Here is a 25,996-nt window from a genome sequence, read left to right on the forward strand (position 1 = left end):
AGGTGAAGGGGGCGGCGCTGGCCATGAGGGGCAGGCACAGGAAGATAAAGGTCAGGCGATGGAGAGCCACGATTTCATTCCTTGAAATACAGAAAGGCGCGATGTTGGCCCAGCGGCTACAGCGGGTAAGCAGGAATATTCCGAAATCCGTCTTCCATGAGTCGGACAATCCGGAAGTAAGGCACAAGGCCATCTGGGCGTGCCGAAAAACCTAACACAGACTTTTGGATTAATCCGTTAGATGGCACGCTTTCTCGACGAACTGCAACAAGACCCATCGTTGGCAGGGTACTCATCGCGGCAAAAAGAAAGGGCCGGCTCCCATGGGAAAGCCGGCCCCGGATACTGCTCGTCGCAGGCGCTGCATCAGCCGCGCTGGTAGACGATTTCCTTGGTGCCGCCGTCGCAGGTGCCGACTACCTTCTTGTCGGTGACGCTGCCCTTGTCGACGATTTCCAGGGTGTAGGCAGGAACGCCGTTGGCCTTGATCTTCGCATCGATCTCGGCTTTCAGTTCCTCACAGGGCTTGGCGGCGAATGCGCTGCCCGCCACGGCAAACAGGCCGACTGCCAACATCAACTTCTTCATGAACACATTCCCTCGTTGCATGGATGAAGACCCGAACGGGTCAGGCTTGCCAAATGCGGCAAGGTTGAGACGAGCGCGCCGCCCATGGAGGCACGCCGCCCTCATAGCCTGTGCATGATCCGGCGAAGCGGAAAGACACGGCGGCCTTTCCAGGGCGCAGGCGATCGTGGACAGGTTTCCAGGGTGCCATCAGCTATTGGCGATACGGAACCCTACTTTCAGGGTCACCTGGTAATGGCCGACGGCGCCGTTCTCGATGTGCCCGCGGGTATCCACCACCTCGAACCATTCCAGATGCTGGATGCTCTTCGCCGCTTCGGCGAGGGCGTTGTTGATGGCGTCCTCGATGCTGGTCTTGGACGAGCCGACCAGTTCGATCTTCTTGTAGGTGTGGTGATTGGACATGAACTCTCTCCCCGGACGATGCCTGGTTCTTCGCGCCCGACGGGCGCCTCTGTTCAATGGACACTAGCCGAGCCGGAAAAGTGCAGCAAATCGCCAGCGCTCAGCCTGCCAACTGCTCCCGCAACCATTGCGCCAGGCGCCCGGCACGCGGATCGTGGAGGCGCGCCGGTACCCACAGGGCCAGGCGCGCATCGGTCTCGATGAAGCCCCAGGGCGCCGCCAGGCGGCCTGCGGCGAGATCGTCGCGGACCATCGGCTCCGGGGCGATGGCCACGCCGAGGCCCGCCACCGCCGCTTCCAGCAGGTAGTAGAGATGCTCGAACCCCTGGCCATAGCGCAGCGCCTCCGCCGCCAGCCCCTGGCTCGCGGCCCAGGCCGGCCAGGCCTGGGGTCGCGAGGCGGTATGCAGCAGCGGCTCCTGCAACAGCCGCGCGGCGGGCGCCTGGGCCAGGCCGGTTTCCTGCGCCAGGCGCGGGCTGACCACCGGACCCATGCGCTCGGGCGCCAGTTCGAAGACCTGCATGTCCGCCGGCCAGGGCGGCTCGGCGAACCAGAGCATGGCGTCCAGGCCGGGACGACGCGGATCGAACTCGCCCTCGCTGGTGGACAGTTGCAGGCGCAGGTCAGGGAGGGCACGGTTGAGCTGGTCCAGCCGCGGGATGAACCAGCGCGCCAGCAGGCTGCCGGGTACGCCGAGGACGAACGGGGCCTCGGCGGTCTGCCGGCGCAGCTCGGCACAGACGCCACGCAGTCGCTCGAACGCATCGCCGCAGGCGTCACGCAGGCGAACGCCGGAATCGGTGAGTTTTACGCCGCGCCCATCCTTGCCGAACAGGGCCACCCCGAGATCGTCCTCGAGCAACCGCACCTGCCGGCTCACGGCGCCATGGGTAACGTGCAGTTCCTCGGCCGCCAGGCTGATGCTGTGCAACCGGGCAGCGGCTTCGAAAGCGCGCAGGGCATTCAGGGAAGGGAGGTCGCGGCTCATGGCTATTCGTGAGTTTTCCTGACAGGTTTGAGCAATCTTATCGGTTTCTTTTACCCGGCGGGGGGATTAGATTCTGCCCATACGTCATTTCCTGGAGCCCTCCATGACTTCCTATCGCAACGGCCCCGACGCCAAGGGCCTGTTCGGCCGCTTCGGCGGCCAGTACGTCGCCGAGACCCTGATGCCGCTGATCCTCGACCTCGCCCGCGAGTACGAGAAGGCCAAGGACGACCCGGCGTTCCAGGAGGAACTGGCCTACTTCCAGCGCGACTACGTCGGTCGACCGAGCCCGCTGTACTTCGCCGAGCGCCTGACCGAGCACTGCGGCGGGGCGAAGATCTACCTCAAGCGCGAGGAGCTGAACCATACCGGCGCGCACAAGATCAACAACTGCATCGGCCAGATCCTCCTGGCCCGGCGCATGGGCAAGAAACGCATCATCGCCGAGACCGGCGCCGGCATGCACGGCGTGGCCACCGCCACTGTCGCCGCGCGTTTCGGCCTGCAGTGCGTGATCTACATGGGCACCACCGACATCGACCGGCAGCAGGCCAACGTCTTCCGCATGAAGCTGCTGGGCGCCGAGGTGATCCCGGTGACCGCCGGCACCGGTACCCTGAAGGACGCCATGAACGAGGCGCTGCGCGATTGGGTGACCAACGTCGACAGCACCTTCTACCTGATCGGCACGGTCGCCGGCCCGCATCCGTACCCGGCGATGGTCCGCGACTTCCAGGCGGTGATCGGCAAGGAAACCCGCGAGCAACTGGCCGAGAAGGAAGGGCGCCTGCCCGATTCGCTGGTCGCCTGCATCGGCGGCGGCTCCAACGCCATGGGCCTGTTCCACCCGTTCCTCGACGACGCCGGGGTGCAGATCGTCGGCGTGGAAGCCGCCGGCCACGGCATCGACACCGGCAAGCACGCGGCCAGCCTGAACGGCGGGGTTCCCGGCGTGCTGCACGGCAACCGCACCTTCCTGCTGCAGGACGCGGATGGCCAGATCATCGACGCACACTCCATCTCCGCCGGCCTCGACTATCCCGGCATCGGCCCGGAACACGCCTGGCTGCACGACACCGGCCGCGTCGAGTACACCTCGATCACCGACGACGAAGCCCTGGAGGCCTTCCACACCTGCTGCCGCCTCGAAGGCATCATCCCGGCGCTGGAAAGCTCCCATGCCCTGGCCGAGGTCTTCAAGCGTGCGCCCAGCCTGCCCAAGGAGCACATCATGGTGGTGAACCTGTCCGGTCGCGGCGACAAGGACATGCAGACCGTCATGCACCACATGCAACAGGAGTCGAAAGCATGAGCCGCCTGCAGACCCGCTTCGCCCAGCTCAAGCAGGAAAACCGCGCCGCCCTGGTGACCTTCGTCACCGCCGGCGACCCGGACTACGCGTCTTCCCTGGAAATCCTCAAAGGCCTGCCGGCGGCCGGAGCCGACGTGATCGAACTGGGCATGCCGTTCACCGATCCGATGGCGGACGGCCCGGCCATCCAGTTGGCCAACATCCGCGCCCTCGACGGCGGCCAGACCCTGGCCAGGACGTTGCAGATGGTCCGCGAATTCCGCAGCGGCGACAGTGAGACGCCCCTGGTGCTGATGGGCTACTTCAACCCGATCCACCACTACGGCGTCGAACGCTTCATTGCCGAGGCGAAGGAGGTGGGGGTGGACGGCCTGATCGTGGTCGACCTGCCGCCGGAGCACAACGAAGACCTCTGCGACCCGGCCCAGGCCGCCGGCCTCGACTTCATCCGCCTGACCACCCCGACCACCGGCGACCAGCGCCTGCCGACGGTGCTCGAAGGCAGTTCCGGGTTCGTCTACTACGTGTCGGTGGCCGGCGTCACCGGCGCCAACGCGGCGACCCTGGAGCACGTCGAGGAAGCAGTGGCGCGCCTGCGCCGGCATACCGACCTGCCGATCGGTATCGGCTTCGGCATCCGCAGCGCCGAACACGCCGCCGCGGTCGCGCGGTTGGCCGACGGCGTGGTGGTCGGCTCGGCGCTGATCGACCGGATCGCCAAGGCCCGCGACAATGCCCAGGCGGTCAAGGATGTCCTCGCCCTGTGCGGCGAGCTGGCCGAAGGCGTGCGCAACGCACGCTGACAGACCCTGACAGCGGCATTCGCCAGGCGCAGGCAACCCGCTGCGCCTGGCCTTGCGTTGCACGCTGCCAGAACCGTGAGGAAAAATTCACGGTCACTTTCAGAAACGTCTTATTGTCCGCCGACTCTGCCGAAGCCTTGAATAGCGCCTCACCCAAATAGCCAACGCATTCAAAGAAGGTTCGCATGAGTAAGGTGCTGATCGTCGATGATCATCCCGCTATCCGCCTGGCCGTGCGCTTGCTGTTCGAGCGCGACGGTTTCACCATCGTCGGCGAGGCCGACAACGGTGCCGAAGCCCTGCAGGTAGCCCGCAAGAAGTCTCCCGACCTGGCCATCCTGGACATCGGCATCCCCAAGATCGACGGTCTCGAAGTGATAGCCCGCCTGAAGTCCCTGAAGCTGGACACCAAGGTCCTGGTCCTGACCCGGCAGAATCCGGCGCAGTTCGCCCCGCGATGCCTGCAGGCCGGCGCCATGGGCTTCGTCAGCAAAAGGGAAAACCTCTCCGAGCTGCTGCTCGCCGCCAAGGCCGTGCTGGCCGGCTACATCCACTTCCCCACCGGGGCGTTGCGCAGCATCAACCAGCAGAGCCGCGACAACGAGGCCCGCATGCTGGAAAGCCTTTCCGACCGCGAGATGACCGTGCTGCAGTACCTGGCCAACGGCAATACCAACAAGGCCATCGCCCAGCAGCTGTTCCTCAGCGAGAAAACCGTGAGCACCTACAAGTCACGCATCATGCTGAAACTCAACGCCCATTCCCTGGCCGGCCTGATCGATTTCGCCCGCCGCCACGAGCTGATCTGAGGATCCCATGCGAACGTTCGACCTGACCGCCGCCCTGGGCGACCGCGCCAACCAACCGGAGATCAGCCGCCTGCTCGTCGCGCAGCTGATGACCAGCAACAACGAAGACACCCGCAAGCTGCGGCGCGCCCAGGAGCGCGAGCAGACCCAGGAACTCAACGAGCTGGCGCACCGCCTGGCGGGCATGGCCTCGCTGATCCACGCCCACGCCGTGGAACGCGCCTGCCACCAACTGGAGATCGCCTGCGGCGAAAGCTCCGTGCGCAAGCTCGCCGATGCCGTCGACGACCTGGTGACGGCACTGGGCGAGCTGCAATGCGAACTGCACGACTGGATGACGATGACCGCGCCTCAAGGCACGGCGAAGTCATAGCGTTGCGGGCCTTCGTCCAGGATCGACAGGTCCAGCGGGCGAATGGCTCCCATCCAGATGGCTCGGTCGCGATGGTCGAGCAGATCGTTGCCGGTGACCGGGTGGATGAACACCACCAGGTCCTGCCGATGGATGGCCAGCCAGGGCACCAGCTCGCCGAACACCTCGGGAGCGAACGCCAGCTGGCAGCTCCAGTCCGGATGCGGCCCTACCGGCCGCTCATGGACCCGCCCCATCTTCAGCGGAAAGCGCCGCGCCGCCTCTTCGCAAAGGGCGCGGGCTCGCTCGATGCTCTGCGCATCGAAATAGACGTGAGCATGGAAGCCCTGGATGCGGGGGGTGGAATACTCGTTCATCGTCACCTCTTCAAGCGCCGCCGGCCTGCAACTCGGCCTGCAGCCAGTCGACGAAACCGTCGACCAGCCGCTGGCGCCGCTTGCGCTCCGGCAATACCGCATAGTACCCGTATCGCGACAGGCAGCTCTCGCCAATGGGCCGGCAAAGCAGCCCCTGTTCGAGCAGGCCGTCGACCAGGTGGCGCCAGCCGATGGCCACGCCCTGGCCGGCGATGGCCGCCTGGATCAGCAAGGTGTAGTTGTCGAAGCTGAGCACCGCCGGAATCGGCTGCCGATCGATGGCCAACGCTTCGAACAACGCCGGCCAGTCGAACCAGCGGGCGTGCTGCGCCGGCTTCAGATGCAGCATCGGCAGGCGCGCCAGGTGCGCCTTGGCCAGCGGCAACTGCAATCCCTCGACCAGCCGCGGGCTACAGACCGGGAACACCTCCTCGCGAAACAGCCGGTGCGCTTCGCCGTGCTTGGAACGACCGTCGCCGAACAGGATCGCCACGTCGATATCGCCGCGCTGGCCGGCCAGGCCGCGCTCGCTGGTCACCAGGCTCACGTCCAGGTGCGGATGGGCCTGGTGGAAGCGGGGAAGGCGCGGCATCAGCCAGTAGGCAGCGAAGGCGTAGTCGGTGGCCACCTGGAGCACCTCGTGGCGCTGGCGCGCGCCCAGCGCGGCGATGCCGGCATCGATCGTCTCGAGGCCGGCGGCCACGTGGCGGAGCAGGAGCTGGCCGGCGTCGGTGAGCACGATGCCTCGATGAACGCGCTGGAACAGAGGGGTCGCCAGCTCCTTCTCCAGGCGTTTGATCTGCTGGCTGACCGCAGGCTGGGTGGTCCCCAGCTCCTCGGCGGCAGCGGTGAAGCTGAGCTGGCGGGCGGCGGACTCGAATACCCGGAGCAGGTCGAGGGACAGCGGCATGAGGCGTTCTCCCATAAGCCAGGCTTATCCAACGCATCCAGCCCCATGCGGTTTACCAGGGATTTCGATGCACTGATGATCGACGCAGCACTATCGCATAACCCAATCGCATGGGATAAGCCGCCCGATGAAGACCTCGCCGAACATCCTGTTCATCATGGCCGACCAGATGGCCGCGCCGCTGCTGCCGCTTCACGATCCGCGCTCGGTGCTGCGCATGCCTCACCTCTCGCGCCTCGCCGAACGGGCCGTGGTGTTCGACTCGGCATACTGCAACAGCCCGCTCTGCGCGCCGTCGCGCTTCACCCTGGTCAGCGGTCGCTTGCCTACCCGCATCGGCGCCTGGGACAACGCCGCCGACTTCGCCGCCGATACCCCCACCTACGCCCACTACCTGCGCAACCTCGGCTATCGCACGGCGCTGTCGGGCAAGATGCACTTCTGCGGTCCCGACCAGTTGCACGGCTACGAGGAACGCCTGACCAGCGACATCTATCCGGCGGACTATGGCTGGGCGGTGAACTGGGACGAGCCGGAGGTGCGCCCGAGCTGGTACCACAACATGTCCTCGGTTTTGCAGGCCGGTCCCTGCGTGCGCACCAACCAGCTGGACTTCGACGAGGAGGTGGTGTTCAAGGCCCGCCAGTACCTCTACGACCATGTTCGCCAGCACGCCGGCCAGCCATTCTGCCTGACCGTGTCGATGACCCATCCGCACGACCCCTACAGCATCCCGGCGAGCTACTGGAATCTCTACCGCGACGAGGACATCCCGCTGCCGCGCCAGCGCTTCGCCCAGGAGGAGCAGGACCCTCATTCGCAACGCCTGCTGAAGGTCATCGACCTGTGGGACAAGCCGTTGCCCGAGGAGCGCATCCGCGCCGCCCGGCGTGCCTACTTCGGCGCCTGCAGCTACGTCGACGCGCAGATCGGTGCGCTGCTGGCGACCCTGGAGGAATGCGGGCTGGCCGACGACACCATCGTGGTGTTCTCCGGCGACCATGGCGACATGCTCGGCGAGCGCGGCCTCTGGTACAAGATGCACTGGTTCGAGATGGCCGCGCGCGTGCCGCTGCTGGTCCATGCGCCGGCGCGCTTCGCGCCGCGCCGCATCGGCGCTTCGGTATCCACCGTGGACCTGCTGCCGACCCTGGTGGAGCTGGCCGGCGGCCAGGTCGATCCACGCCTGCCGCTGGAAGGCCGCTCGCTGCTGCCGCACCTGCGCGATGGCAGCGGGCATGACGAGGTGATCGGCGAATACACCGCCGAGGGCGCCCTCAGCCCGCTGATGATGATCCGCCGCGGCGACTACAAGTTCATCTACTCCGAGCAGGACCCCTGCCTGCTCTACGACCTGCGCAACGACCCGCAGGAGCGCGAGAACCTCGCCGCCAGTCCGGCCCATCGCGGAACGTTCGAGGCGTTCCTCGACGAGGCCCGGCGACGCTGGGACATCCCCGCGATCACCCGCGCCGTACTCGACAGCCAGCGCCGCCGACGCCTGGTGGCCGCCGCGCTGGCGCGAGGGCGGCTGGCCAGTTGGGACCACCAGCCGTGGGTCGACGCCAGCCAGCAGTACATGCGCAACCATATCGACCTGGACGATCTCGAGCGCCGCGCGCGCTTCCCGCAACCCTGAGCACGAGGGCACTTCCATGAACCGGCTTCCCACCTGCCTGCTGGCCGCCACCCTGTTCCTGGGCAGCGCCTCGCTATACGCCGAAGACCCCGCCTGTGCCCGCGTCAGGCTGGCCGATCCAGGCTGGAGCGATATCGCGGTGACCAACGCCACCGCCGCGTTTCTCCTGGAAAGCCTCGGCTACCAGGTGAAGATCGATACCCTGTCGGTGCCGATCATCTATGGCGGCCTGCGCGACGGCCAGGTGGACGCCTTCCTCGGCGGCTGGATGCCCGCGCACCAGGACTATCACGACAAGTTCGTCGCCAGCGGCCAGGTCGAACGCCTCGCTCGCAACCTCGATGGCACCCGCTTCACCCTGGCGGTGCCGCGCTACGTCTGGGACGCCGGCGTACACCGCTTCGAAGACCTCGCCGCGCAAGGGCAACGCTTCAACCGCAAGCTGTACGGGATCGGCTCCGGCGCGCCGGCCAATCAGTCGATCCAGAAGATGATCGACGCCAACCAGTTCGGCCTCGGCGACTGGAAGCTGGTGGAGTCCAGCGAGCAGGCGATGCTCGCCGAACTCGGCCGGGCCGAGAAGCGCCAGCGCTGGCTGGTGTTCCTCGGCTGGACGCCGCACCCGATGAACATCCGCCATGACCTGCGCTACCTGGAAGGCGGCGAGCAGTACTTCGGCGACCGCGGCCAGGTCTACACCCTGGCACGCAAGGGCTACGCCGCGCAGTGCCCGAACCCGGCGCGGCTGCTGGCCAACCTGCGCTTCGACCTGGACATGGAGAACCGCCTGATGAGCGACGCGCTGGAAGGCACGGCGACTCCGGCCTCGGCGACCCGCGCCTGGCTCAAGGCCAACCCGCGGGTGCTCGAGGCCTGGCTGCAGGGGGTGACCAGCCGCGACGGCGGCGACGCCCTGGCCGCGGTTCGCAGCCAGCCATAGCGCCATGTGGACGCGCCTGCTGCCGTTCCTCGCCTGGCTACCGGGGCTACGCCGGGGCACGCTCAGGCGCGAGGCCTGGGTCGGCCTGAATGGCGCGATTCTGGCACTGCCGCAATCGATGGCCTATGCGCTGATCGCCGGCCTGCCAGCGGAGTACGGCCTGTACGCGGCGATTCTGCCAGTGGCGATCGCCTGCCTGTGGGGCTCGTCGCGCTACCTGGTGAGCGGTCCCACCGCGGCGATCTCGGTGCTGCTGTTCAGTTCGGTGGCCCCCCTGGCGCCGTTGGGCAGCCCGCAATACGTCCAGGCCGTGCTGCTGACCTTTCTCGCCGGCGCCTTCCAGTGGCTGCTCGGCGTCCTGCGCGTCGGGTCGCTGGTCAATTTCGTCTCGCATTCGGTGATGCTCGGCTTCACCCTTGGCGCGGCGCTGCTGATCGTCCTCGGCCAACTGCCCTATCTTCTCGGCCTGGCCGCGAGCGGGGAGGGCGCAGCGCCGGGAAACGGCTGGCGGCTGCTGGCGCGGTTCGCCGAGTTCGATGGCCCATCGCTGCTGGTGGGCGGCTTCAGCTTCGCGCTCAGCCTGCTGGTCAGGCGCCTGCGACCGCACTGGCCGGCCCTGCTGCTTGGCTTGCTGGGCGGTGCCACGCTGGTCTGGGCGCTACCCGGGACCTTCGCCTCGGTAGCCCATGTGCAGGCCTTATCGAGTGCACTGCCGGGTTGGAATCCGCTGGTCTTCGATTCCCGATCGATCCTCGACCTGCTACCTGCGGCGGTGGCCTGCGGCATGCTCGGGCTGGTCACCAGCCTGTCGATCGCCCGCGCCCTGGCCGCGCGCCAGGGAGACGCGTTCGATGCCAACCAGGAGGTCCGCGCCCAGGGTCTGTCGAACCTGCTCGGGCCTTGGCTGTCGGCGAGCCTGTCGGCGGGTTCCTTCACCCGCTCCGGGCTCAATCTGGAAGCCGGTGCGCGCTCCCCGCTGGCGGGTGCGTTTTCGGCGCTCTGGGTGGCACTGCTGGCCGTGCTCGGTGCGCGCCTGATCGAGCATGTACCGTTGCCGGCGATGGCCGCAGGCATCCTGCTGATCGCCTGGGGCCTGATCGACCGCCCGGCGCTCCGCGCGCTCTACCGCAGCGGCCGCGCCGAATGCCTGGTGGCCGGCCTAACCGCCCTGGCCACGCTGCTGTTGCCGCTGCAGAACGCCATCTACGCGGGAGTGCTGGCTTCGCTGGTCTTCTACCTGCGGCGCACCTCGACACCACGCGTACTGCGCCAGCGCAACGACGAGGAAGAAGTGCTACGCATCGAAGGCTCGATCTTCTTCGGCGCCTGCGACTACCTGCAACGCCTCATGCGCCAATGTGACAGGCCACGGCTGGTGCTGGACGCCCGCCAGGTGAACTTCATCGACTTCGCCGGCGCAGTGCTGTTGCAGCAGGAAGCCCGCCGCCTGCACGCCGAGGGACGCCGCCTGGTATTGCGCCACGCGCGCCCGCAGGTCCGCGAAGCGCTGGGCCGGCAGGCCGACGAAGGCCGCCGCCTGCACTACGAAGGCTGACGCTCAGGGCGCCGCCGGCGATGTCGGTGCGCTGTCGCCGGGCAGCAGTTGCGGCGATTCCCGCTGCAGCTTGTCGCGCATCATCTCCAACTGTCCAAGGGCGGCGCGAGCCTCGTCGATTTCCTCGGCGCTGCGCTCGCCACCCTGTTCGGCCGCCTCGATCCGCGCGCGGATTTCCGGGATCTGCTGTACGCCGCTGGTGTAGGCCTGTACCAGTTCGCGGGTCTGTCGTTCCTCGAAGGCCTGGTACTGCTTCGGATCGGCCAGCTCCTGCGCCGTCGCGCCCTGGCGTGGTTGCAGGCCGCCGAGCGGCGGGCTGCGCGGGTCGCCCTCGTCGCGCAGCATCTGCATGAACTGGATCGCCTGCTCGCGATCCAGTTCCGCCGCCGGCGGCTCCGCCTCGTACGCCGGTGCCACCGCTTGCGATCGTACCGGCGCCAGCGGCGGCGGACGGTCGTCGACCGCGGGCAGCGCCGCAACCGTCCTGGCTGGCGGCGGAGAAGACGAGGAAGCGGCCATATCGGCGGGCGCCAGCAACACGCCGGCGCAGGCCAGGGCGATCGCCAGCCCGCTGCAGCCGAGGGCAACGCCGAGCCAGCGCTTCACAGTCCTTCCACCCTGGCGCCGGCCAGCAGGTTGCGCAGGCGCGTCTCGAACTGTGCTGCCAGTTGCTCGCGCGCCACCGCCTGGTTCACCTCGAAGCGCACGCTGCGGTCGTCGAGGGGCAACTGGCGATCCTCGCGGCTACGCACCCGGACGATCTCGAACGCGCCGTCGATGCGCATCGGCTGGGAAACCGTATCGGCCTTCTGGATCAGCGCAGTCTTGCGCAGCAGGTCGAGCCGGCCGTCCTGGGGCCGTATCAGGCCTAGGTCGCCGGGCGGGTCGCGGTCCCTGTCGTCGGCCAGGGAATAGCGGCGTACCGCCTCGTCGAAGGCCAGGCCGTTGCGCAACTCGGCGTAGACCTTGTCCGCGCTCGCCTGGTCGGCCAGGCGGATATGCGCCGCCTGCACCTGCGCGACGTTGCGGTAACGCTCCAGGTTGCGCCGATAGTAGGCCTCGGCGTCCTTGTCACTGACCTTGCCGGCGAGTTCCCGCAGCGCATCGGACTCATGGTGGAAATCACTGTAGAGGCCGATCTGGTGCAGATAGCGATGGCGCACCAGCTTGTCCCGCACCAGGGTCCTCACGCCCTGCCGCTCTGCCGGGCCGAAGCCGTCCCGGGCCAGGCGGTACCAGAGGTAGTCGCGGCGGATGCGGGTCTGGACCTGGCGCGCCAGGTAGGCGAGGTTGCCCTGTTGCAATTCCACCTGGCCCTGGACGTTGTCGCCTTCGTACAGCGATAGCAGGTCGAGGACCTGTGCCGGCTGGCCGGGAAACTGCCAGCCGATCAGCTCGACCCCGGCCGCCTCGCAGCGCTGCGTCTCATCCAGCAGCAGGCTGTTTTCCACCAGGCCGCGGCTCCTCGGCGCCAGCACCTCGCGCAAACGCTCCGCGCTCAGGGCCCGGGGCTGGCGCAGGTATGGCCCGAGGTCCTCGCGGTAGCGCCTGCCGTATACCTGTTCGAGCAGGTTGCCGGCCTCGATCTCCACGCTGGCGTCGAGATCGGCGCGGCTCTGCGCGGTGAGCTGGTCTTCCACCGCGCGCGCCAGCAGGCGGTTTTCCACCAGGCCGCGGCGCAACTGCTGCGGGTCGGTGTTGAACTTGACCCGCGACAGGGCCTGCTCGAGCAGGTCGACGCTTTTCCCCGGCAGCACCTCGCCGTCGATCCGCAGATCCTGCGGCGCCTTGGCGGGGACGCCATGGGCGCTCCACGCCAGCAGCCCGAAGGCGACCCCGCACAGTGCGCGACGCCAGCCCCGAGCGCGGTCAGAGAGCAGTCTGTGCATCGAAGCTGTTGGCGCCCTTGGTCAGTACGGTGACGGTCAGGGCGATGGACTCGGGAATCAGCTCCTTCGCCACCCGCAGGCGCGTCTCGTAGCTGGTGTCGTAGAGCGGCTCGGGACGCGCGTAGGCGACCTGGCCGGTCTGGGTGAGCAGGTCGCGGATGCTCTTGCTCGGATCGTAGCGCCCCACCAGGTTGGCCACCGCCGCCGGGTCGTTGAGCTTCTCGCTGGCGTAGTGGTCGTCGACCCAGCCTTCCCAGCTGGAATGGCCGTTGGCCGAGGTGATCCACACATGGTGCGGCTGGGCCACGTCGCCGGTGGCGTGCAGGGCATAGCCGATGGTTTGCAGCGAAGGCGCGGCGCGGAACTGCTCGAACCAGTAGGTGGCGAGGTTGTCGATCGGCTGGAAGGCGGCGGTCTGGAAGTCGCCGTAGTGCTCCTGCCAGTCCGAGCGGGTGCCCTGGCGGTAGTGCGCCTCGGTGGTGTCGAAGTCCTCGCGCTTCAGCTCGCGGTTGTAGAGGTAGACCATGGCGTACCAGTCGACGTCGGCGATGCCGCCGTCGACCTTGTGGTAGCGGTAGTCGTAGCCGCCGTGGGGGTTGCCATGGGAGTCGCCGTCGCGGGCCAGGTTGAGGAAGTGCCAGTACGAGGTGTAGTTGACGATGCCCGAAGCCGCGCCCCACAGCGGCGCGTGTTCGTAGCCGACCCACCAGCCACCGAGACGGGTGTCCTTGAAGTCGTCCACGTCGAAGGCCGCCTGGCCGAGGATCTCCCCGGCCTGCGCCTCGCTGCCGGCGGCGCTCACGTAGAACCGGTAGGCCTGACGCATCTCCTCGGTGGCGTAGGAGGAGTTCATGAAGGCCAGGGCGTCCTTGACGATGTTCTTATGGGTCGGTTGCGACCAGGCGTTGGCCTGGCTGGCGATGGCGCAGATGCAGAGACCGGCGGCCAGGCGGGCGAAGGTTTTCATCGGCAGCGCTCGAGAGTGAGTGAAGCCTGAAGTCTTAACCCGGTTTTGTGATTCCTACATGTCAGATGGAAACCGATTTGAGACGTACGTCTCAAATGCTGCCTGACAACTCAGACAGTTGCCAATTGCCGGCGCAGCGTCTCCAACACCGGCGCCGAGGCAGGACGCACTCCACGCCAGAGGAAGAATGCCTCGGCGGCCTGCTCCACCAGCATGCCCAGGCCATCCAGGGTACGCGCCGCACCGCGTTCGGCGGCCCAGCGGTTGAAGGCAGTCGGTTCCTTGGCATACATCATGTCGTAGCAGACGGTACGGCCGGGCTCGATCACGCTCTGCGCCAGCGGCGGCACGTCGCCGGCAAGACTGGCCGAGGTGCCGTTGACGATCAGGTCGAAAGGCCCTTCGACCTCGGCGAAACCGCAGCCGTGCACCGCGCCGAGGTCGGCGAACCGCTCGGCCAGGTCCACGGCCTTCCGCGCCGTGCGGTTGGCGATCAGCAACTCCGCCGGGCACTCGCCGAGGAAGGGTTCGAGCACCCCACGCACCGCACCGCCGGCGCCGAGCAGGAGAACCCGCTTGCCGCGCAGCTCGACCCCGGCGTTCGCCGTCAGGTCCCGCAGCAGGCCGGCGCCGTCGGTGTTGTCGCCGCGCAGGCGACCGTCGGCGAGGCGGATCAGGGTGTTCACCGCCCCGGCCCGGGTGGCCCGCTCGCTCAACTCGTCCACCAGACGATAGGCCTCTTCCTTGAACGGCACGGTGACATTGGCGCCCTTGCCCTGCTCGAAGAAGCGCCGGGCGAACCCGGGGAAATCGTCCAGCGGCGCCAGTTGCGCGTCATAGACCAGCGCCTCGCCGGTCTGCTCGGCGAACAGGCGGTGGATCAGCGGCGACTTGCTGTGGCCGATGGGGTTGCCGAATACGCAATAGCGGTCCATGGGTCGTTCCTTTGCCGGAGTGGGACGGGACGAGCGGACTCGTCCCCTGCGGGCGGGTCAGGGCTGGCCGGCGAGCCAATCGCGGTCGGCGAGGAAATACTCGGTCAGGCGCGCTTCCTCGCTGCCCGGCTCGGGTTTCCAGTCATAGCCCCAGCGCACCTGCGGCGGCAACGACATCAGGATCGATTCGGTACGGCCGCCGGACTGCAGGCCGAACAGGGTGCCACGATCGAAGACCAGGTTGAACTCCACATAGCGACCGCGACGATAGGCCTGGAACTCTCGCTGCCGTTCATCGAACGGCGTGTGCTTGCGGCGCTGGACGATCGGCAGGTAGGCGTCGATATAGGCATCGCCGATGGCGCGGATGAAGGCGAAGCAGGTGTCGAAGTCCCACTGGTTGAGGTCGTCGAAGAACAGGCCGCCGATGCCGCGCGGCTCGTTGCGGTGCTTGAGGTGGAAGTAGCGGTCGCACCATTCCTTGTAGCGCGGGTAGACGTCCGCGCCGAACGGCGCGCAGGCGTCGCGAGCGACCCGGTGCCAATGCACGCAGTCTTCCTCGTGGGCGTAGTAGGGGGTCAGATCGAAGCCGCCGCCGAACCACCAGACCGGCTCCTCGCCTTCCTTCTCGGCGCAGAAGAAACGCACGTTGGCATGGGACGTCGGCACGTGGGGGTTTTCCGGATGGATCACCAGCGACACGCCGAGCGCCTGGAAACCGCGCCCGGCCAGTTCCGGCCGATGGGCGCTGGCCGAGGGCGGCAGGCTATCGCCGAAGACGTGGGAAAAATTCACCCCGCCCTTCTCGATCAATGCGCCGTCGCCGATTACCCGCGTCCGTCCGCCGCCACCGGCCGGACGCTCCCAGGCGTCCTCGGCGAAGCGGGCCTTGCCGTCCTCCGCCTCGAGGGCGGCGCAGATGCGGTCTTGCAGGTCGAGCAGGTAGGTTTTGACAGCGGCGATACGGTCGGTCACGGAGTTCACCTTGGAGCGGGGAGGCCGCGCGGGGCGCGGGCTGGCGACGAAACGAGGGCGCAAGCATACCACCCTGGATGGGTAGCCGGCGCTTGACGGCCGTCAAGGGGAAGGCTTGGATGAAGGCCTTTACCCAGGGTCGCCCACCCGGCGCGACCGTCCGAAACCCTGACGAAGCAGGAGTTCCAGCATGGCCAAGCGCATCCAGTTCGCTGCCTACGGCGGCCCCGAAGTCCTCGAATACCGCGACTACCAACCCGCCGAGCCGGGCCCCCGGGAAGTCCGCGTGCGCAATCGCGCCATTGGCCTGAACTTCATCGACACCTACTACCGCAGCGGCCTCTATCCGGCCCCCGGCTTACCCTCGGGACTGGGTAGCGAAGGTGCCGGCGAGGTCGAGGCGGTGGGCAGCGAAGTGACCCGTTTCAAGGTCGGCGACCGCGTCGCCTACGCCACCGGCCCGCTGGGCGCCTACAGCGAACTGCATGTGCTGGCGGAGGAGAAGCTGGTCCACCTGCCCGACGGCATCGACTTCGAACAGGCCGCCGCGGTGATGCTCAAGGGGCTCACCACCCAATACCTGCTGCGCCAGACCTACGAACTGCGGGGCGGCGAAACCATTCTCTTCCATGCCGCCGCGGGCGGCGTGGGCCTGTTCGCCTGCCAATGGGCCAAGGCCCTTGGAGTGCAGCTGATCGGCACCGTCAGCTCGCCGGAAAAGGCGCGCCTGGCCAGGCAGCACGGTGCCTGGGAGACCATCGACTATAGCCATGAGAACGTGGCGCGGCGGGTGCTCGAACTGACCGACGGGAAGAAGTGCCCGGTGGTCTACGACTCTGTGGGCAAGGATACCTGGGAAACCTCGCTGGACTGCGTGGCGCCGCGCGGCTTGCTGGTCAGCTTCGGCAACGCCTCGGGGCCGGTGACCGGGGTCAACCTGGGCATCCTCTCGCAGAAGGGTTCGCTGTACGTGACCCGGCCGACCCTGGGCAGCTACGCCGATACCCCGGAAAAACTCCAGGCGATGGCCGACGAGCTGTTCGGCCTGATCGAGCGCGGCGACATCCGCATCGAGATCAACCAGCGCTTCGCCCTGGCCGAAGCAGCCAGGGCGCATACCGAACTGGCCGCACGGCGAACCACCGGCTCGACCGTACTGTTGCCCTGAAGCGCGTACTCAGGCCGGGCGGATGACCTGTCCAGTCACCAGGTCGCGGATCAGGCTGGGGTTGCGGCGCCCGCCAAGGGCGCCGCCGAGGATAGCGTCCAGCTCGTCGTGGAAGTATTGCTCCACCCGCAGCCGCGTGCGCGCCGCCGGGCGCCCGGCCGGATTGGCCGAGGTGGAGATCAGCGGACCGGTGAGATGGCACAGTTCCTGTACCAGGGGATGGTCGGTGACCCGCACGGCGACGCTGTCGTGGACGCCGGTGACCCACTCCGGCAGGCGCTCCTGGTGCGGCACCAGCCAGGTGTTCGGCCCCGGCCAGGTACCGGCCAGGCGGTCCAGCCAGACGTCCGGCAGGTCTTCGAGAAGGAAGTCGAGCTGGTGGATGTTCGCCGCCACCACGATCAGGCCCTTTTCCACCGGCCGCGCCTTCAGCGCCAGCAGGCGATACACCGCATCCTCGTTCCACGGGTCGCAGCCGAGCCCCCATACCGCCTCGGTGGGATAGGCGATCACGCCGCCCTCGCGGACGACCCGGGCGGCGCATTGCGCACGAAAGCTGCTGATCATCGACTCACTCCAGCGGACAGGGTGCGCGAAGTGTACGGTTTCAGCCGGAGCGATGCACCCAGGTGCCGGCCTCGCAGGCGACCCGGCCGTCGAGTTCCAGTTCGCTGAGCGTCGCCAGCACATCGGGCAGCGTCATGCCGCTGGCGGCGGCCAGGCCTTCGCTGGTGTAGGGCGCGGCGCGCAGCAGCGCCAGCAAAGGGTGGGGCAGGGGCTGCGCCGGCGCTTCCGCTGGCTCCGCCTGCGCCCAGCCGCGCAGTGCTTCGAGCACGTGCCCGACGCTTTCCACCAGCAGCGCGCCATCGCGAATCAGTTGGTGGCAGCCACGTGCGCCGGGATGGTGGATGGAACCCGGAATGGCGTACACCTCGCGCCCCTGTTCCGCCGCCAGCCGCGCGGTGATCAGCGAGCCGCTGGCGGGACTTGCCTCGACCACCAGCACACCCAGCGAGAGTCCGCTGATGATGCGGTTGCGCCGGGGAAAGTTTGCCGGCAGCGGCGGGCTGTCCAGCGGCAGCTCCGAAACCAGCGCGCCGCCACCCTCGACGATGCGCCGCGCCAGCGCCTCGTGGCGCCGCGGATAGAGCCTGCGCAGGCCGGTGCCGAGGACTGCCACGGTCGCGCCGCCAGCCTCCAGCGCGCCCTCGTGGGCGGCGCCATCGATGCCCAGGGCCAGCCCGCTGGTGATGGCGAAGCCGCCCTGCGCCAGGCTGCGCGCAAAGCTCCGGGCGGTGCCCAGCCCGGCGGGGCTGGCGCGGCGGCTGCCGACCATCGCCAGTTGCGGCCGTTCCAGAGTCTCCGGAGCGCCTTCGACGTACAGCAGCGGCGGGGCATCGGCGACTTCGGCGAGCAGTGCCGGGTATCCCGGGTCGTCCCACATCAGCAGGTGCCTGCGCGGACCTTCCAGCCAGCGCAGGGCTTCACCCGCCGCTTCCCGCACCGCCGGGCTGCGCCGCGCGGCGGCGGCCTCGGCAGGCACTCCCAGGGTGCGCCAGGCGCCGGCTGGCGCGGCAAGCGCGGAAGAGGCCGAACCGAAGGCCTCGATCAAGCGCAGGAAGCGCATGGGTCCCAGTTCGGGCAGGCCATGCAGGCGCAGCCGTGCTTCCAGTTCGGCTGGAGAATGGTTCTTCATTGCGACTCATCCATAGCAGGCAGGTCCATCGCTGACAGGAAGAGGGGAAGGGTCCGGCTTCCATCCTGGAAACCGTCGTATGAAATTTCCTTCCCCCAGAAACGCGAAACCCCCGCCGAGGCGGGGGTTTCGAGTCAGGGATTCTGCACCCTGTCGGTTACCGAGAGCGGCCTGCTGGCCATCAGAACCAGGGCGTAGCTCAGCTTCTTGTAGGTACGGAACACCATCAGCAGGCCGGCGCGTTCGTCGGGAATCTTCACCGACTCACCGGTAACGCGGTCGCGCACCGTCTCGCCGACCTTGTAGATCGCCAGCACGTTGCCCTCGGCCAGCCCGTCGCGCTGGCCACGGTTCAGGGTGACCACGTCGAACTGGCCGATCTGGGTCACGCCGCGCGGTACGTCGATGATTTCGCCCTTCACCTCGCGGCTCGGCTCGCCGGGCATGAAGGTGGAATTCACCGCACGCTCCTCGGTGGGGAACAGGCGGTCGCCCAGGCGCACTTCCTGGGTGGTGCGGGTCAGCGCCAGGGTCGCGACGTCGCCTTCGGTGGCCACCACCTCGCCGCCGCCGATGTCGTCGGCGTTGATGCCGAGGACTTCCTTGGTCTTCGGATCGATGTAGACCTTGCCCTGGCGGAAGATGCCATAGGCCGGCTGGCCGTCGGCGAACTTGCCGCGAGCGTAGATGCGGTCGCCGGTGCCGCTGACGATCCGCTCGGCGTTGCCGGCGACGATGTACGGCGCACTGGTGAAGGTCTTCTCGTCATCGACGATGCGGTTGGCCAGCAGGAAGCTGTTGATCTTGTCCAGCGGGATGGTCGGGATGGCCTCGGCGATCGGCGTGCTGCGGATCTTCGGCGACAGCTTGATGGTCCCGCGCGATTCGCCACGGTTCAGCACCAGCCGCGGCTGGCCATCGACGTAGACCAGGCTGAGTGTGTCGCCGGGGTAGATCAGGTGGGGATTCTGGATCTGCGGGTTGGCGTGCCAGAGTTCCGGCCACTTCCATGGCTGGCGGAGGAATTTCCCCGAGATGTCCCACAGGGTATCGCCCCTGACCACCGTGTAGCGGTCCGGATGCCCTTCCCTGAGGTCGACCTGGGCCTGCGCCAGACCGCTCGCGGCAAGGAGCAGAAGGGCGACTAGTGATTTCCTCATGCAGTGAATCCCTTTATCATGTCGACATACGCGAAACGCCCGAAGCCCGCGAGAATCGCGGTCTGAAGCCGTTTTCAAGCTGCGCGCCATCTTAGCAGCGGATTTTCAATCGATTCCACAAGTGCATCACAAACGCATATGGCCATCCTGAACATTCTCGAATTCCCCGATCCGCGCCTGCGGACCATCGCCAAACCGGTGGAGGTGGTCGACGACGCGGTGCGCCAGCTGATCGACGACATGTTCGAAACCATGTACGAAGCCCCGGGCATCGGCCTCGCCGCGACCCAGGTGAACGTGCACAAGCGCATCGTGGTCATGGACCTCAGCGAAGACAAGTCCGAGCCGAGGGTATTCATCAACCCCGAGTTCGAACCGCTGACCGAGGATATGGACCAGTACCAGGAAGGCTGCCTGTCGGTACCCGGCTTCTACGAGAACGTGGACCGACCGCAGAAGGTCCGGATCAAGGCCCTCGACCGCGATGGCAACCCCTTCGAGGAAGTCGCCGAAGGCCTGCTGGCGGTATGCATCCAGCACGAATGCGACCACCTCAACGGCAAGCTGTTCGTCGACTACCTGTCCACCCTCAAGCGCGACCGCATCCGCAAGAAGCTGGAAAAGCAGCATCGACAGCAGGCGTGACCCCATCCCCCAAAGGCTTGCCCCGGCAAGCCTTTTTCTTTTAGCGAGCCCCGCATGAGCCAAGCATTGCGCATCGTCTTCGCCGGAACCCCGGAATTCGCCGCCGAGCATCTCAAGGCCCTGCTCGACACCCCACATCGGATCGTCGCCGTCTACACCCAGCCTGACCGGCCGGCCGGCCGCGGGCAGAAACTGATGCCCAGCGCGGTGAAGAGCCTGGCCCTGGAGCATGGCCTGCCGGTCATGCAGCCGCAGAGCCTGCGTAATGCCGAGGCCCAGGCGGAGCTGGCGGCCCTGCGCGCGGACCTGATGGTGGTGGTCGCCTATGGCCTGATCCTGCCCCAGGCGGTACTCGATATCCCGCGCCTGGGCTGCATCAACAGCCACGCCTCGCTGCTGCCGCGCTGGCGCGGCGCCGCGCCGATCCAGCGCGCGGTGGAAGCCGGCGACGCGGAGAGCGGCGTCACCGTGATGCAGATGGAAGCAGGGCTCGACACCGGCCCGATGCTGCTCAAGGTGAGCACGCCGATTTCCGCCGCGGACACCGGCGGCAGCCTGCACGATCGGCTCGCCGCGCTCGGCCCGAAAGCGGTGGTCGAAGCCATCGCCGGCCTGGCCGCCGGCACCCTGCATGGCGAGATCCAGGACGACGCCCTGGCCACCTACGCGCACAAGCTGAACAAGGACGAGGCACGCCTCGACTGGAGCCGTCCGGCCGTCGAACTGGAGCGCCAGGTCCGCGCCTTCACCCCCTGGCCGGTCTGCCACACCAGCCTCGCCGATGCGCCGCTGAAAGTCCTCGGCGCCAGCCTGGGGCAGGGCAGCGGGGCGCCCGGAACCATCCTCGAGGCCAGCCGCGACGGCCTGCTGGTCGCCTGCGGCGAAGGCGCCCTGCACCTGACCCGCCTGCAATTGCCTGGCGGCAAGCCACTGGCCTTCGCCGACCTCTACAACAGCCGCCGCGAGCAATTCGCCGCCGGCCAGGTGCTCGGCCAATGAACCCGCGTCTCGCCGCCTGCCAGGCGCTGGCCGCGGTGCTCGCCGGACGCGCCTCGCTGTCTGGCGCGTTGCCGCCGCAACTGGACAAGGTCGCCCCGCGCGATCGCGGCCTGACCCAGGAGCTGGCCTTCGGCGCGGCGCGCTGGCAACCGCGCCTGCAGGCCCTGGCCGCGCGCCTGTTGCAGAAGCCGTTCAAGGCCGCCGACACCGATATCCACGCCCTGCTGCTGATCGGCCTCTACCAGTTGCTCTACACGCGGATTCCGCCGCACGCCGCGATCGGCGAGACCGTCGGCTGCGCCGACAAGCTGAAGAAGGGCTGGGCCAAGGGCGTGCTCAACGCCGTGCTGCGCCGCGCGCAGCGCGAAGGCGAGACGCTGCTGGCCGAGGTCGACCGCGATCCCTCAGCGCGCCTGGGACATCCGCGCTGGCTGCTGAAAGCGCTCAAGCAGGCCTGGCCGGAGCAGCTCGACGCGCTCTGCGCAGCGAACAACGCACACCCGCCGATGACCTTGCGGGTCAATCGGCGCCACGGCGAGCGCGATGCCTACCTGGCCGAACTCGCCGAAGCCGGGATCGAGGCCCGCGCCTGCGACTACAGCCGCGACGGCATCCAGCTCGCCGCGCCGCGCGACGTACGCGAACTACCGGGCTTCGCGGAGGGCCGCGTCAGCGTCCAGGACGAAGCCGCGCAACTGGCCGCCGAGCTGCTCGAAAGCGCGCCCGGCCAGCGTGTCCTCGACGCCTGCTGTGCGCCTGGCGGCAAGACCTGCCACCTGCTGGAAACCCAGCCGGGACTGGCCGAAGTGGTCGCCGTCGACCTCGAGGAGAGCCGCCTGGTAAGGGTTCGGGAAAACCTCCAGCGGCTCGGCCTGCAAGCCAGCCTGGTCGCCGCCGACGCCAGGGCCACCGGGGAGTGGTGGGACGGCAAGCCGTTCCAGCGCATCCTCCTCGACGCGCCGTGCTCGGCCACCGGGGTGATCCGCCGCCACCCGGACATCAAGCTGGCGCGCAAGCCGGAAGACATCGCCGCCCTGGCGCACCTGCAAGGTGAATTGCTCGACGCACTGTGGCCTACCCTGGAAGTCGGCGGCGTGCTGCTCTATGCCACCTGTTCGGTGATGCCGGCGGAAAACAGCGACAGCATCGCCGCCTTCCTCGCCCGTACGCCCGGCGCCCGCGAACTGGACCTTCCCGGCCCCTGGGGCATGAAACAGCCCCACGGCCGCCAGTTGCTGCCGCAGGTGGAGGGCCACGATGGCTTCTACTATGCCAAGCTGATCAAGATATCCGCCCGTTGATCGAAACCTGACGAGCCGTTTCCTGCCATGAAAATCATCATCCTCGGTGCCGGCCAGGTCGGCGGCACACTGGCCGAGCACCTGGCCAGCGAAGCCAACGACATCACCGTGGTCGACACCGACGGCGACCGCCTGCGCGACCTCGGCGACCGCCTCGACATCCGCACCGTGCAAGGCAAGGCCTCGTTCCCCACGGTGCTGCGCCAGGCCGGCGCCGACGACGCCGACATGCTGGTGGCGGTGACCAATAGCGACGAGACCAACATGGTCGCCTGCCAGGTCGCCTACACCCTGTTCAACACCCCGACCAAGATCGCCCGCGTCCGCGAGCCGGCCTACCTGACCCGTACCGGGCTGTTCGACAACGAGGCGATCCCGGTGGACGTGCTGATCAGCCCGGAGCAGGTGGTCACCAACTACATCAAGCGCCTGATCGAACACCCCGGCGCGCTGCAAGTCATCGACTTCGCCGAGGGCAAGGCGCAGTTGGTCGGGATCAAGGCCTACTACGGCGGCCCTCTGGTAGGGCAGGAGCTGCGCCAGCTGCGCGAGCACATGCCGAACGTGGATACCCGCGTCGCCGCGATCTACCGCCGCAACCGGCCGATCATTCCCCAGGGCGACACGGTGATCGAGGCCGACGACGAAGTCTTCTTCATCGCCGCCAAGGCCCATATCCGCGCGGTAATGGGCGAGATGCGCAGGCTCGACGACAGCTACAAGCGGATCATCATCGCCGGCGGCGGCAATGTCGGCGAGCGCCTGGCCGAGGCCATCGAGAGCCGCTACCAGGTAAAGATCATCGAGCGCAGCCCGCTGCGCTGCCGGCACCTCTCGGATACCCTGGACAGCACCATCGTGCTCAACGGCAGCGCTTCCGACCGCGACCTGCTGCTGGAGGAAAACATCGGCGAGACCGACGTGTTCCTCGCCCTGACCAACGACGACGAGGCCAACATCATGTCCTCGCTGCTGGCCAAGCGGCTCGGCGCGAGCAAGGTGATGACCCTGATCAACAACCCTGCCTATGTCGACCTGGTGCAAGGCGGCGAGATCGACATCGCCATCAGCCCGCAACTGGCGACCATCGGCACCCTGCTGGCCCACGTTCGCCGCGGCGACATCGAGAGCGTACACTCGCTGCGCCGCGGCGCAGCCGAAGCGATCGAAGTGGTAGCCCATGGCGACGCCAAGTCGAGCAAGGTGATCGGTCGCTCGATCAACGAGATCAAGCTGCCGCCGGGCACCACCATCGGCGCGCTGGTGCGCGACGAGGAAGTGCTGATCGCCCATGGCGACACCCGCATCGAGAGCGGCGACCACGTGCTGCTGTTCCTGGTCGACAAGAAATACATCCGCGACGTCGAGCGACTGTTCCAGGCCGGCCTGACGTTCTTCTGAGGCACGCCATATCGCGAACGGCGATAGGGCTTCGGCCTACGAACACCAAGGGGCCGCGTGCCTCCTTCGCAACGGCCGAATCCCCCTGTTCCGTGCAAAGCCTGGCCGGAGCCGGGCACAATGGCCGACATCGTTGGAAGAGGGCAGGATGATGATCGAAGGTCTGGAAAAGATGCTGGCCAAAGGCGTGGACAATGCGCTGCTGCGCTTCGGCCTGGGCAAGGGCTACCTGGACGCGGGCGACGCCGAACGCGCGGCGGAACACCTCCAGCGCTGCGTAGAGCAGGACCCGAAGTATTCCGCCGGCTGGAAACTGCTGGGCAAGGCGCGCCAGGCTGCCGGCGATCTCGCGGGCGCCCGGCAGGCCTGGGAGCAGGGCCTGGCAACTGCCGCGACGCATGGCGACAAGCAGGCCGAAAAGGAAATGACGGTGTTCCTGCGCAAGCTCGACAGGGCGAGAACCTGAGCGTCCGGCCAAGGCTTGCGCAGCGCGTTCTCGCCACCCGCCGGCCGGAGTTCCGGCAGACGGGTCGGGCGTGCTCATCGAGCGCTGGCAGAACGGTTCGAGCACGCCCCGACGACACTTTTACAAAGACCTGTTCCACACATTCGTAGGCAACTTCTGTCAACGATGTAGCCTGCATCCCGAACGCCCAAAACCCCATTGAGCGACCGCTGCCGGCCCTCTAGCTTCGACTCATCGCTTCGGTCCAAGCCCGAACGCGACACCTGACTTCAACTACTTTTCCGGAGCCAACATGTCGAAGCAAGAGCGTTCAGTCCCGTCCTATGTCGAATACCCATACGAGCAAGCGATTCTCTACGTTCACCGGAACGCCTCCGCCAATGAGATGCTCGAATCCGTACAGGAGCGCCTCAGGGCTCTCCTCGGCCTCCTCCATGCCTTGGAAAGGATCGAAGTGCGGACGGGGCAGGGCGTTCCCATTCAGCGCGTGGCGCACATCCTGGTCACGCTCGGCGGCGATGCCCTGACGCTGCTCACGGCCGCGCACCGGGCTACCACCTCCTGAACGAAGAAGGGCGCAACGGTCATCACGGCCTGTTGCGCCCTTCCTCCAGATTGCCTCGATGAGCCTCAAGCGTTGCTCTGCGGCCGCCCCGGCAGCATCTTCAGGATGCCGTTGAGTAGCATGCCGTAGAGCGGCACGAACAGTAGAAGACTGATACTCAGCTTCACTCCGTAGTCCACCGTGGCGATTTCCACCCAGTGCGGCGCCATGAACGGATTGTCGCTACGCCAGAACGCCACGAAGAAGAAGGTGAAGGTGTCCAGCAGGTTGCCGAGGATGGTCGAGGCGACTGGCGCGGTCCACCAGTGCCGGGAACGACGGAGGCGGTCGAATACCTGGATATCGAGGATCTGTCCGAGCACATAGGCCAGGAAGCTTGCCAGGGAGATCCGGGCGACGAAGGTGTTGAACTCGAGCAGCGCGGAGAAACCACGGAACGCCGCTTCCTGGAACAACACCGAGACCACGTAGGAGGCGATCAACGCCGGGATCATGACCCGGGCGATGACCAGCCGGGCAGGGCCCTTGCCCAGCAGGCGTACGGTGAGGTCGGTAGCCAGGAAGATGAACGGAAAGCTGAAGGCGCCCCAGGTGGTGTGCCAGCCAAACAGGGTGATCGGCAACTGCACCAGGTAGTTGCTGGCGATGATGATGAAGATGTGGAAGGCGATCAGGCCGGCCAGGGTGCCGCGCCAGGCCGCCGGAGAAGAGGCTGACATGTGCTGTCCTTTTTGCGCGATGGGGTGAGGGAACCCATGCCCGGCACCATGCCGAGCGGCGCGCATTCTAGCCGATAACCGGCAGCAGTTTCGCCCACTCTGTGATCAGTGGCTCATGCCTGGGGTTCCACGTGGAACATCACCGTTCAGGCTTCGCTGAGAAAGCGCAGGCCGACGCCTTCCGCATCGACTCGCACGACTTCCATCTGCAGGATCGGCGCGTCGATCGGCAGATCCTGTACCTGGCCAGTAACGACACTGCCTGTTGGGAGCTGGGTCAGCTCCGGGTGTTTGACATAGACCCCGGTGTCGGAGAGGTCGCGTGTCTGCGCCATCAGCTCGCCAAATAACGGGTGACTGATACGGATTCGGCACTTGAGCGGGGTTCGTGGGTATTGTCGTTGATTATCCATCGAGTCCCTCGGGACCTGC

Annotated in this window: 30 protein-coding genes; 14 read left to right on the top strand and 16 right to left on the bottom strand. The window is 67.3% G+C overall.

Annotation, left to right across the window (positions count from 1 at the left end; all coding sequences use genetic code 11):
- The 4 genes from JHD77_RS33105 to trpI all read right to left on the bottom strand — a co-directional run.
- Positions 1-70, bottom strand: a 70-nt coding sequence (locus tag JHD77_RS33105; RefSeq protein ID WP_425048951.1) for a hypothetical protein, incomplete at its 3' end; no start/stop codon positions are given.
- Positions 71-366: 296 nt separating this feature from the next.
- A complete protein-coding gene (locus JHD77_RS17740; protein WP_003097347.1) occupies positions 367-594 on the bottom strand; it encodes a DUF1161 domain-containing protein in 228 nt (75 codons plus the stop codon).
- A 183-nt stretch (positions 595-777) separates the two neighbouring features.
- Positions 778-993, bottom strand: a complete 216-nt coding sequence (locus tag JHD77_RS17745; protein ID WP_003097345.1) for a dodecin — start codon at positions 991-993, stop codon at positions 778-780.
- 100 nt (positions 994-1,093) lie between these two features.
- Positions 1,094-1,981: a trpBA operon transcriptional activator TrpI gene (gene trpI / locus JHD77_RS17750; RefSeq protein WP_049950165.1), complete on the bottom strand. Its 888-nt coding sequence runs from the start codon at positions 1,979-1,981 to the stop codon at positions 1,094-1,096.
- 103 nt (positions 1,982-2,084) lie between these two features.
- Between trpI and trpB the strand changes: the two genes are divergently transcribed.
- The 4 genes from trpB (at position 2,085) to JHD77_RS17770 (ending at position 5,278) form a co-directional block, all read left to right on the top strand.
- Positions 2,085-3,293 (top strand): tryptophan synthase subunit beta, encoded by a 1,209-nt coding sequence (gene trpB, locus JHD77_RS17755; protein ID WP_003097340.1) that lies wholly within the window; start codon positions 2,085-2,087, stop codon positions 3,291-3,293.
- Positions 3,290-4,096, top strand: a complete 807-nt coding sequence (gene trpA, locus JHD77_RS17760; RefSeq protein WP_023085753.1) for a tryptophan synthase subunit alpha — start codon at positions 3,290-3,292, stop codon at positions 4,094-4,096. The genes trpB and trpA overlap by 4 nt, the downstream gene beginning before the upstream one ends.
- A 185-nt stretch (positions 4,097-4,281) precedes the next feature.
- Positions 4,282-4,905, top strand: coding sequence for a response regulator transcription factor (locus JHD77_RS17765; RefSeq protein ID WP_003111192.1), 624 nt, complete (start codon positions 4,282-4,284; stop codon positions 4,903-4,905).
- 7 nt (positions 4,906-4,912) lie between these two features.
- Positions 4,913-5,278, top strand: a complete 366-nt coding sequence (locus tag JHD77_RS17770) for an Hpt domain-containing protein (RefSeq protein ID WP_003097330.1) — start codon at positions 4,913-4,915, stop codon at positions 5,276-5,278.
- On the opposite strand, the gene JHD77_RS17775 is transcribed toward JHD77_RS17770, so the two are convergent.
- Positions 5,257-5,634 carry a DOPA 4,5-dioxygenase family protein gene (locus tag JHD77_RS17775; RefSeq protein ID WP_003114635.1) on the bottom strand — a complete coding sequence of 126 codons (378 nt, stop codon included), beginning with the start codon at positions 5,632-5,634 and terminating at the stop codon, positions 5,257-5,259. The genes JHD77_RS17770 and JHD77_RS17775 overlap by 22 nt on opposite strands.
- Positions 5,635-5,644: 10 nt before the next feature.
- Complete coding sequence (locus JHD77_RS17780) at positions 5,645-6,559, bottom strand: choline sulfate utilization transcriptional regulator (protein ID WP_003122286.1); 915 nt, start codon at positions 6,557-6,559, stop codon at positions 5,645-5,647.
- Positions 6,560-6,671: 112 nt separating this feature from the next.
- Here JHD77_RS17780 and betC point away from each other — a divergent pair, with 112 nt between their 5' ends.
- The 3 genes from betC to JHD77_RS17795 are packed head-to-tail and all read left to right on the top strand — an operon-like array spanning position 6,672 to position 10,678.
- Complete coding sequence (betC, locus tag JHD77_RS17785; protein ID WP_031756819.1) at positions 6,672-8,183, top strand: choline-sulfatase; 1,512 nt, start codon at positions 6,672-6,674, stop codon at positions 8,181-8,183.
- 16 nt (positions 8,184-8,199) lie between these two features.
- Entirely contained in the window at positions 8,200-9,123 is a 924-nt protein-coding gene (locus tag JHD77_RS17790; RefSeq protein ID WP_023100067.1) for a choline ABC transporter substrate-binding protein, read from the top strand.
- 4 nt (positions 9,124-9,127) lie between these two features.
- Positions 9,128-10,678: a SulP family inorganic anion transporter gene (locus JHD77_RS17795; RefSeq protein ID WP_031756816.1), complete on the top strand. Its 1,551-nt coding sequence runs from the start codon at positions 9,128-9,130 to the stop codon at positions 10,676-10,678.
- A gap of 3 nt (positions 10,679-10,681) precedes the next feature.
- Here the strand turns inward: JHD77_RS17795 and JHD77_RS17800 are convergent, their stop codons facing one another.
- The 5 genes from JHD77_RS17800 to hemF form a co-directional block, all read right to left on the bottom strand.
- Positions 10,682-11,284, bottom strand: a complete 603-nt coding sequence (locus JHD77_RS17800; protein ID WP_003131389.1) for a hypothetical protein — start codon at positions 11,282-11,284, stop codon at positions 10,682-10,684.
- Positions 11,281-12,567, bottom strand: a complete 1,287-nt coding sequence (locus JHD77_RS17805; protein ID WP_031756814.1) for a peptidylprolyl isomerase — start codon at positions 12,565-12,567, stop codon at positions 11,281-11,283. Before JHD77_RS17805 ends, JHD77_RS17800 begins: the two co-directional genes overlap by 4 nt.
- On the bottom strand, positions 12,548-13,534 hold the full coding sequence (locus tag JHD77_RS17810) for a phospholipase (RefSeq protein ID WP_003097316.1): 987 nt from the start codon (positions 13,532-13,534) through the stop codon (positions 12,548-12,550). The genes JHD77_RS17805 and JHD77_RS17810 overlap by 20 nt, the downstream gene beginning before the upstream one ends.
- A gap of 110 nt (positions 13,535-13,644) precedes the next feature.
- Positions 13,645-14,469: a shikimate dehydrogenase gene (gene aroE, locus JHD77_RS17815; protein WP_003111201.1), complete on the bottom strand. Its 825-nt coding sequence runs from the start codon at positions 14,467-14,469 to the stop codon at positions 13,645-13,647.
- Between the two features lie 57 nt (positions 14,470-14,526).
- On the bottom strand, positions 14,527-15,444 hold the full coding sequence (gene hemF / locus JHD77_RS17820; protein ID WP_003097311.1) for an oxygen-dependent coproporphyrinogen oxidase: 918 nt from the start codon (positions 15,442-15,444) through the stop codon (positions 14,527-14,529).
- A 190-nt stretch (positions 15,445-15,634) separates the two neighbouring features.
- Between hemF and JHD77_RS17825 the strand changes: the two genes are divergently transcribed.
- Entirely contained in the window at positions 15,635-16,612 is a 978-nt protein-coding gene (locus JHD77_RS17825; protein WP_003111202.1) for an NADPH:quinone reductase, read from the top strand.
- Positions 16,613-16,621: 9 nt separating this feature from the next.
- Here JHD77_RS17825 and JHD77_RS17830 read toward each other — a convergent pair whose 3' ends face one another.
- From JHD77_RS17830 to JHD77_RS17840, 3 genes are all read right to left on the bottom strand, one after another.
- Positions 16,622-17,179 (bottom strand): L-threonylcarbamoyladenylate synthase, encoded by a 558-nt coding sequence (locus JHD77_RS17830; RefSeq protein ID WP_003097300.1) that lies wholly within the window; start codon positions 17,177-17,179, stop codon positions 16,622-16,624.
- Positions 17,180-17,219: 40 nt separating this feature from the next.
- Positions 17,220-18,308 carry a DNA-processing protein DprA gene (dprA, locus tag JHD77_RS17835; protein ID WP_003123764.1) on the bottom strand — a complete coding sequence of 363 codons (1,089 nt, stop codon included), beginning with the start codon at positions 18,306-18,308 and terminating at the stop codon, positions 17,220-17,222.
- A gap of 134 nt (positions 18,309-18,442) precedes the next feature.
- Positions 18,443-19,468, bottom strand: a complete 1,026-nt coding sequence (locus tag JHD77_RS17840) for a LysM peptidoglycan-binding domain-containing protein (RefSeq protein WP_003097294.1) — start codon at positions 19,466-19,468, stop codon at positions 18,443-18,445.
- Between the two features lie 138 nt (positions 19,469-19,606).
- Here JHD77_RS17840 and def point away from each other — a divergent pair, with 138 nt between their 5' ends.
- The 6 genes from def (at position 19,607) to JHD77_RS17870 (ending at position 24,845) form a co-directional block, all read left to right on the top strand.
- The gene (def, locus tag JHD77_RS17845; protein ID WP_003107059.1) at positions 19,607-20,113 is read left to right on the top strand and encodes a peptide deformylase; all 507 of its coding nucleotides are present in this window, start codon (positions 19,607-19,609) and stop codon (positions 20,111-20,113) included.
- A 54-nt stretch (positions 20,114-20,167) separates the two neighbouring features.
- Positions 20,168-21,112 carry a methionyl-tRNA formyltransferase gene (gene fmt, locus JHD77_RS17850; protein WP_023089593.1) on the top strand — a complete coding sequence of 315 codons (945 nt, stop codon included), beginning with the start codon at positions 20,168-20,170 and terminating at the stop codon, positions 21,110-21,112.
- Positions 21,109-22,413 carry a 16S rRNA (cytosine(967)-C(5))-methyltransferase RsmB gene (rsmB, locus tag JHD77_RS17855; protein WP_023092224.1) on the top strand — a complete coding sequence of 435 codons (1,305 nt, stop codon included), beginning with the start codon at positions 21,109-21,111 and terminating at the stop codon, positions 22,411-22,413. Before fmt ends, rsmB begins: the two co-directional genes overlap by 4 nt.
- A gap of 27 nt (positions 22,414-22,440) precedes the next feature.
- Entirely contained in the window at positions 22,441-23,814 is a 1,374-nt protein-coding gene (gene trkA / locus JHD77_RS17860; protein WP_003107053.1) for a Trk system potassium transporter TrkA, read from the top strand.
- A 148-nt stretch (positions 23,815-23,962) separates the two neighbouring features.
- A complete protein-coding gene (locus JHD77_RS17865) occupies positions 23,963-24,280 on the top strand; it encodes a tetratricopeptide repeat protein (RefSeq protein WP_003120685.1) in 318 nt (105 codons plus the stop codon).
- 292 nt (positions 24,281-24,572) lie between these two features.
- The gene (locus tag JHD77_RS17870; protein ID WP_003107049.1) at positions 24,573-24,845 is read left to right on the top strand and encodes a hypothetical protein; all 273 of its coding nucleotides are present in this window, start codon (positions 24,573-24,575) and stop codon (positions 24,843-24,845) included.
- Between the two features lie 65 nt (positions 24,846-24,910).
- Here JHD77_RS17870 and JHD77_RS17875 read toward each other — a convergent pair whose 3' ends face one another.
- Both JHD77_RS17875 and JHD77_RS17880 read right to left on the bottom strand, forming a co-directional pair.
- On the bottom strand, positions 24,911-25,564 hold the full coding sequence (locus tag JHD77_RS17875) for a 7-cyano-7-deazaguanine/7-aminomethyl-7-deazaguanine transporter (protein WP_031756813.1): 654 nt from the start codon (positions 25,562-25,564) through the stop codon (positions 24,911-24,913).
- Positions 25,565-25,710: 146 nt separating this feature from the next.
- On the bottom strand, positions 25,711-25,977 hold the full coding sequence (locus JHD77_RS17880) for a PilZ domain-containing protein (RefSeq protein ID WP_003100272.1): 267 nt from the start codon (positions 25,975-25,977) through the stop codon (positions 25,711-25,713).
- Between the last annotated feature and the right edge of the window lie 19 nt (positions 25,978-25,996).

This window comes from Pseudomonas sp. P20, assembly GCF_016463925.1.
GTDB classification, from domain to species: Bacteria; Pseudomonadota; Gammaproteobacteria; order Pseudomonadales; family Pseudomonadaceae; genus Pseudomonas; species Pseudomonas aeruginosa.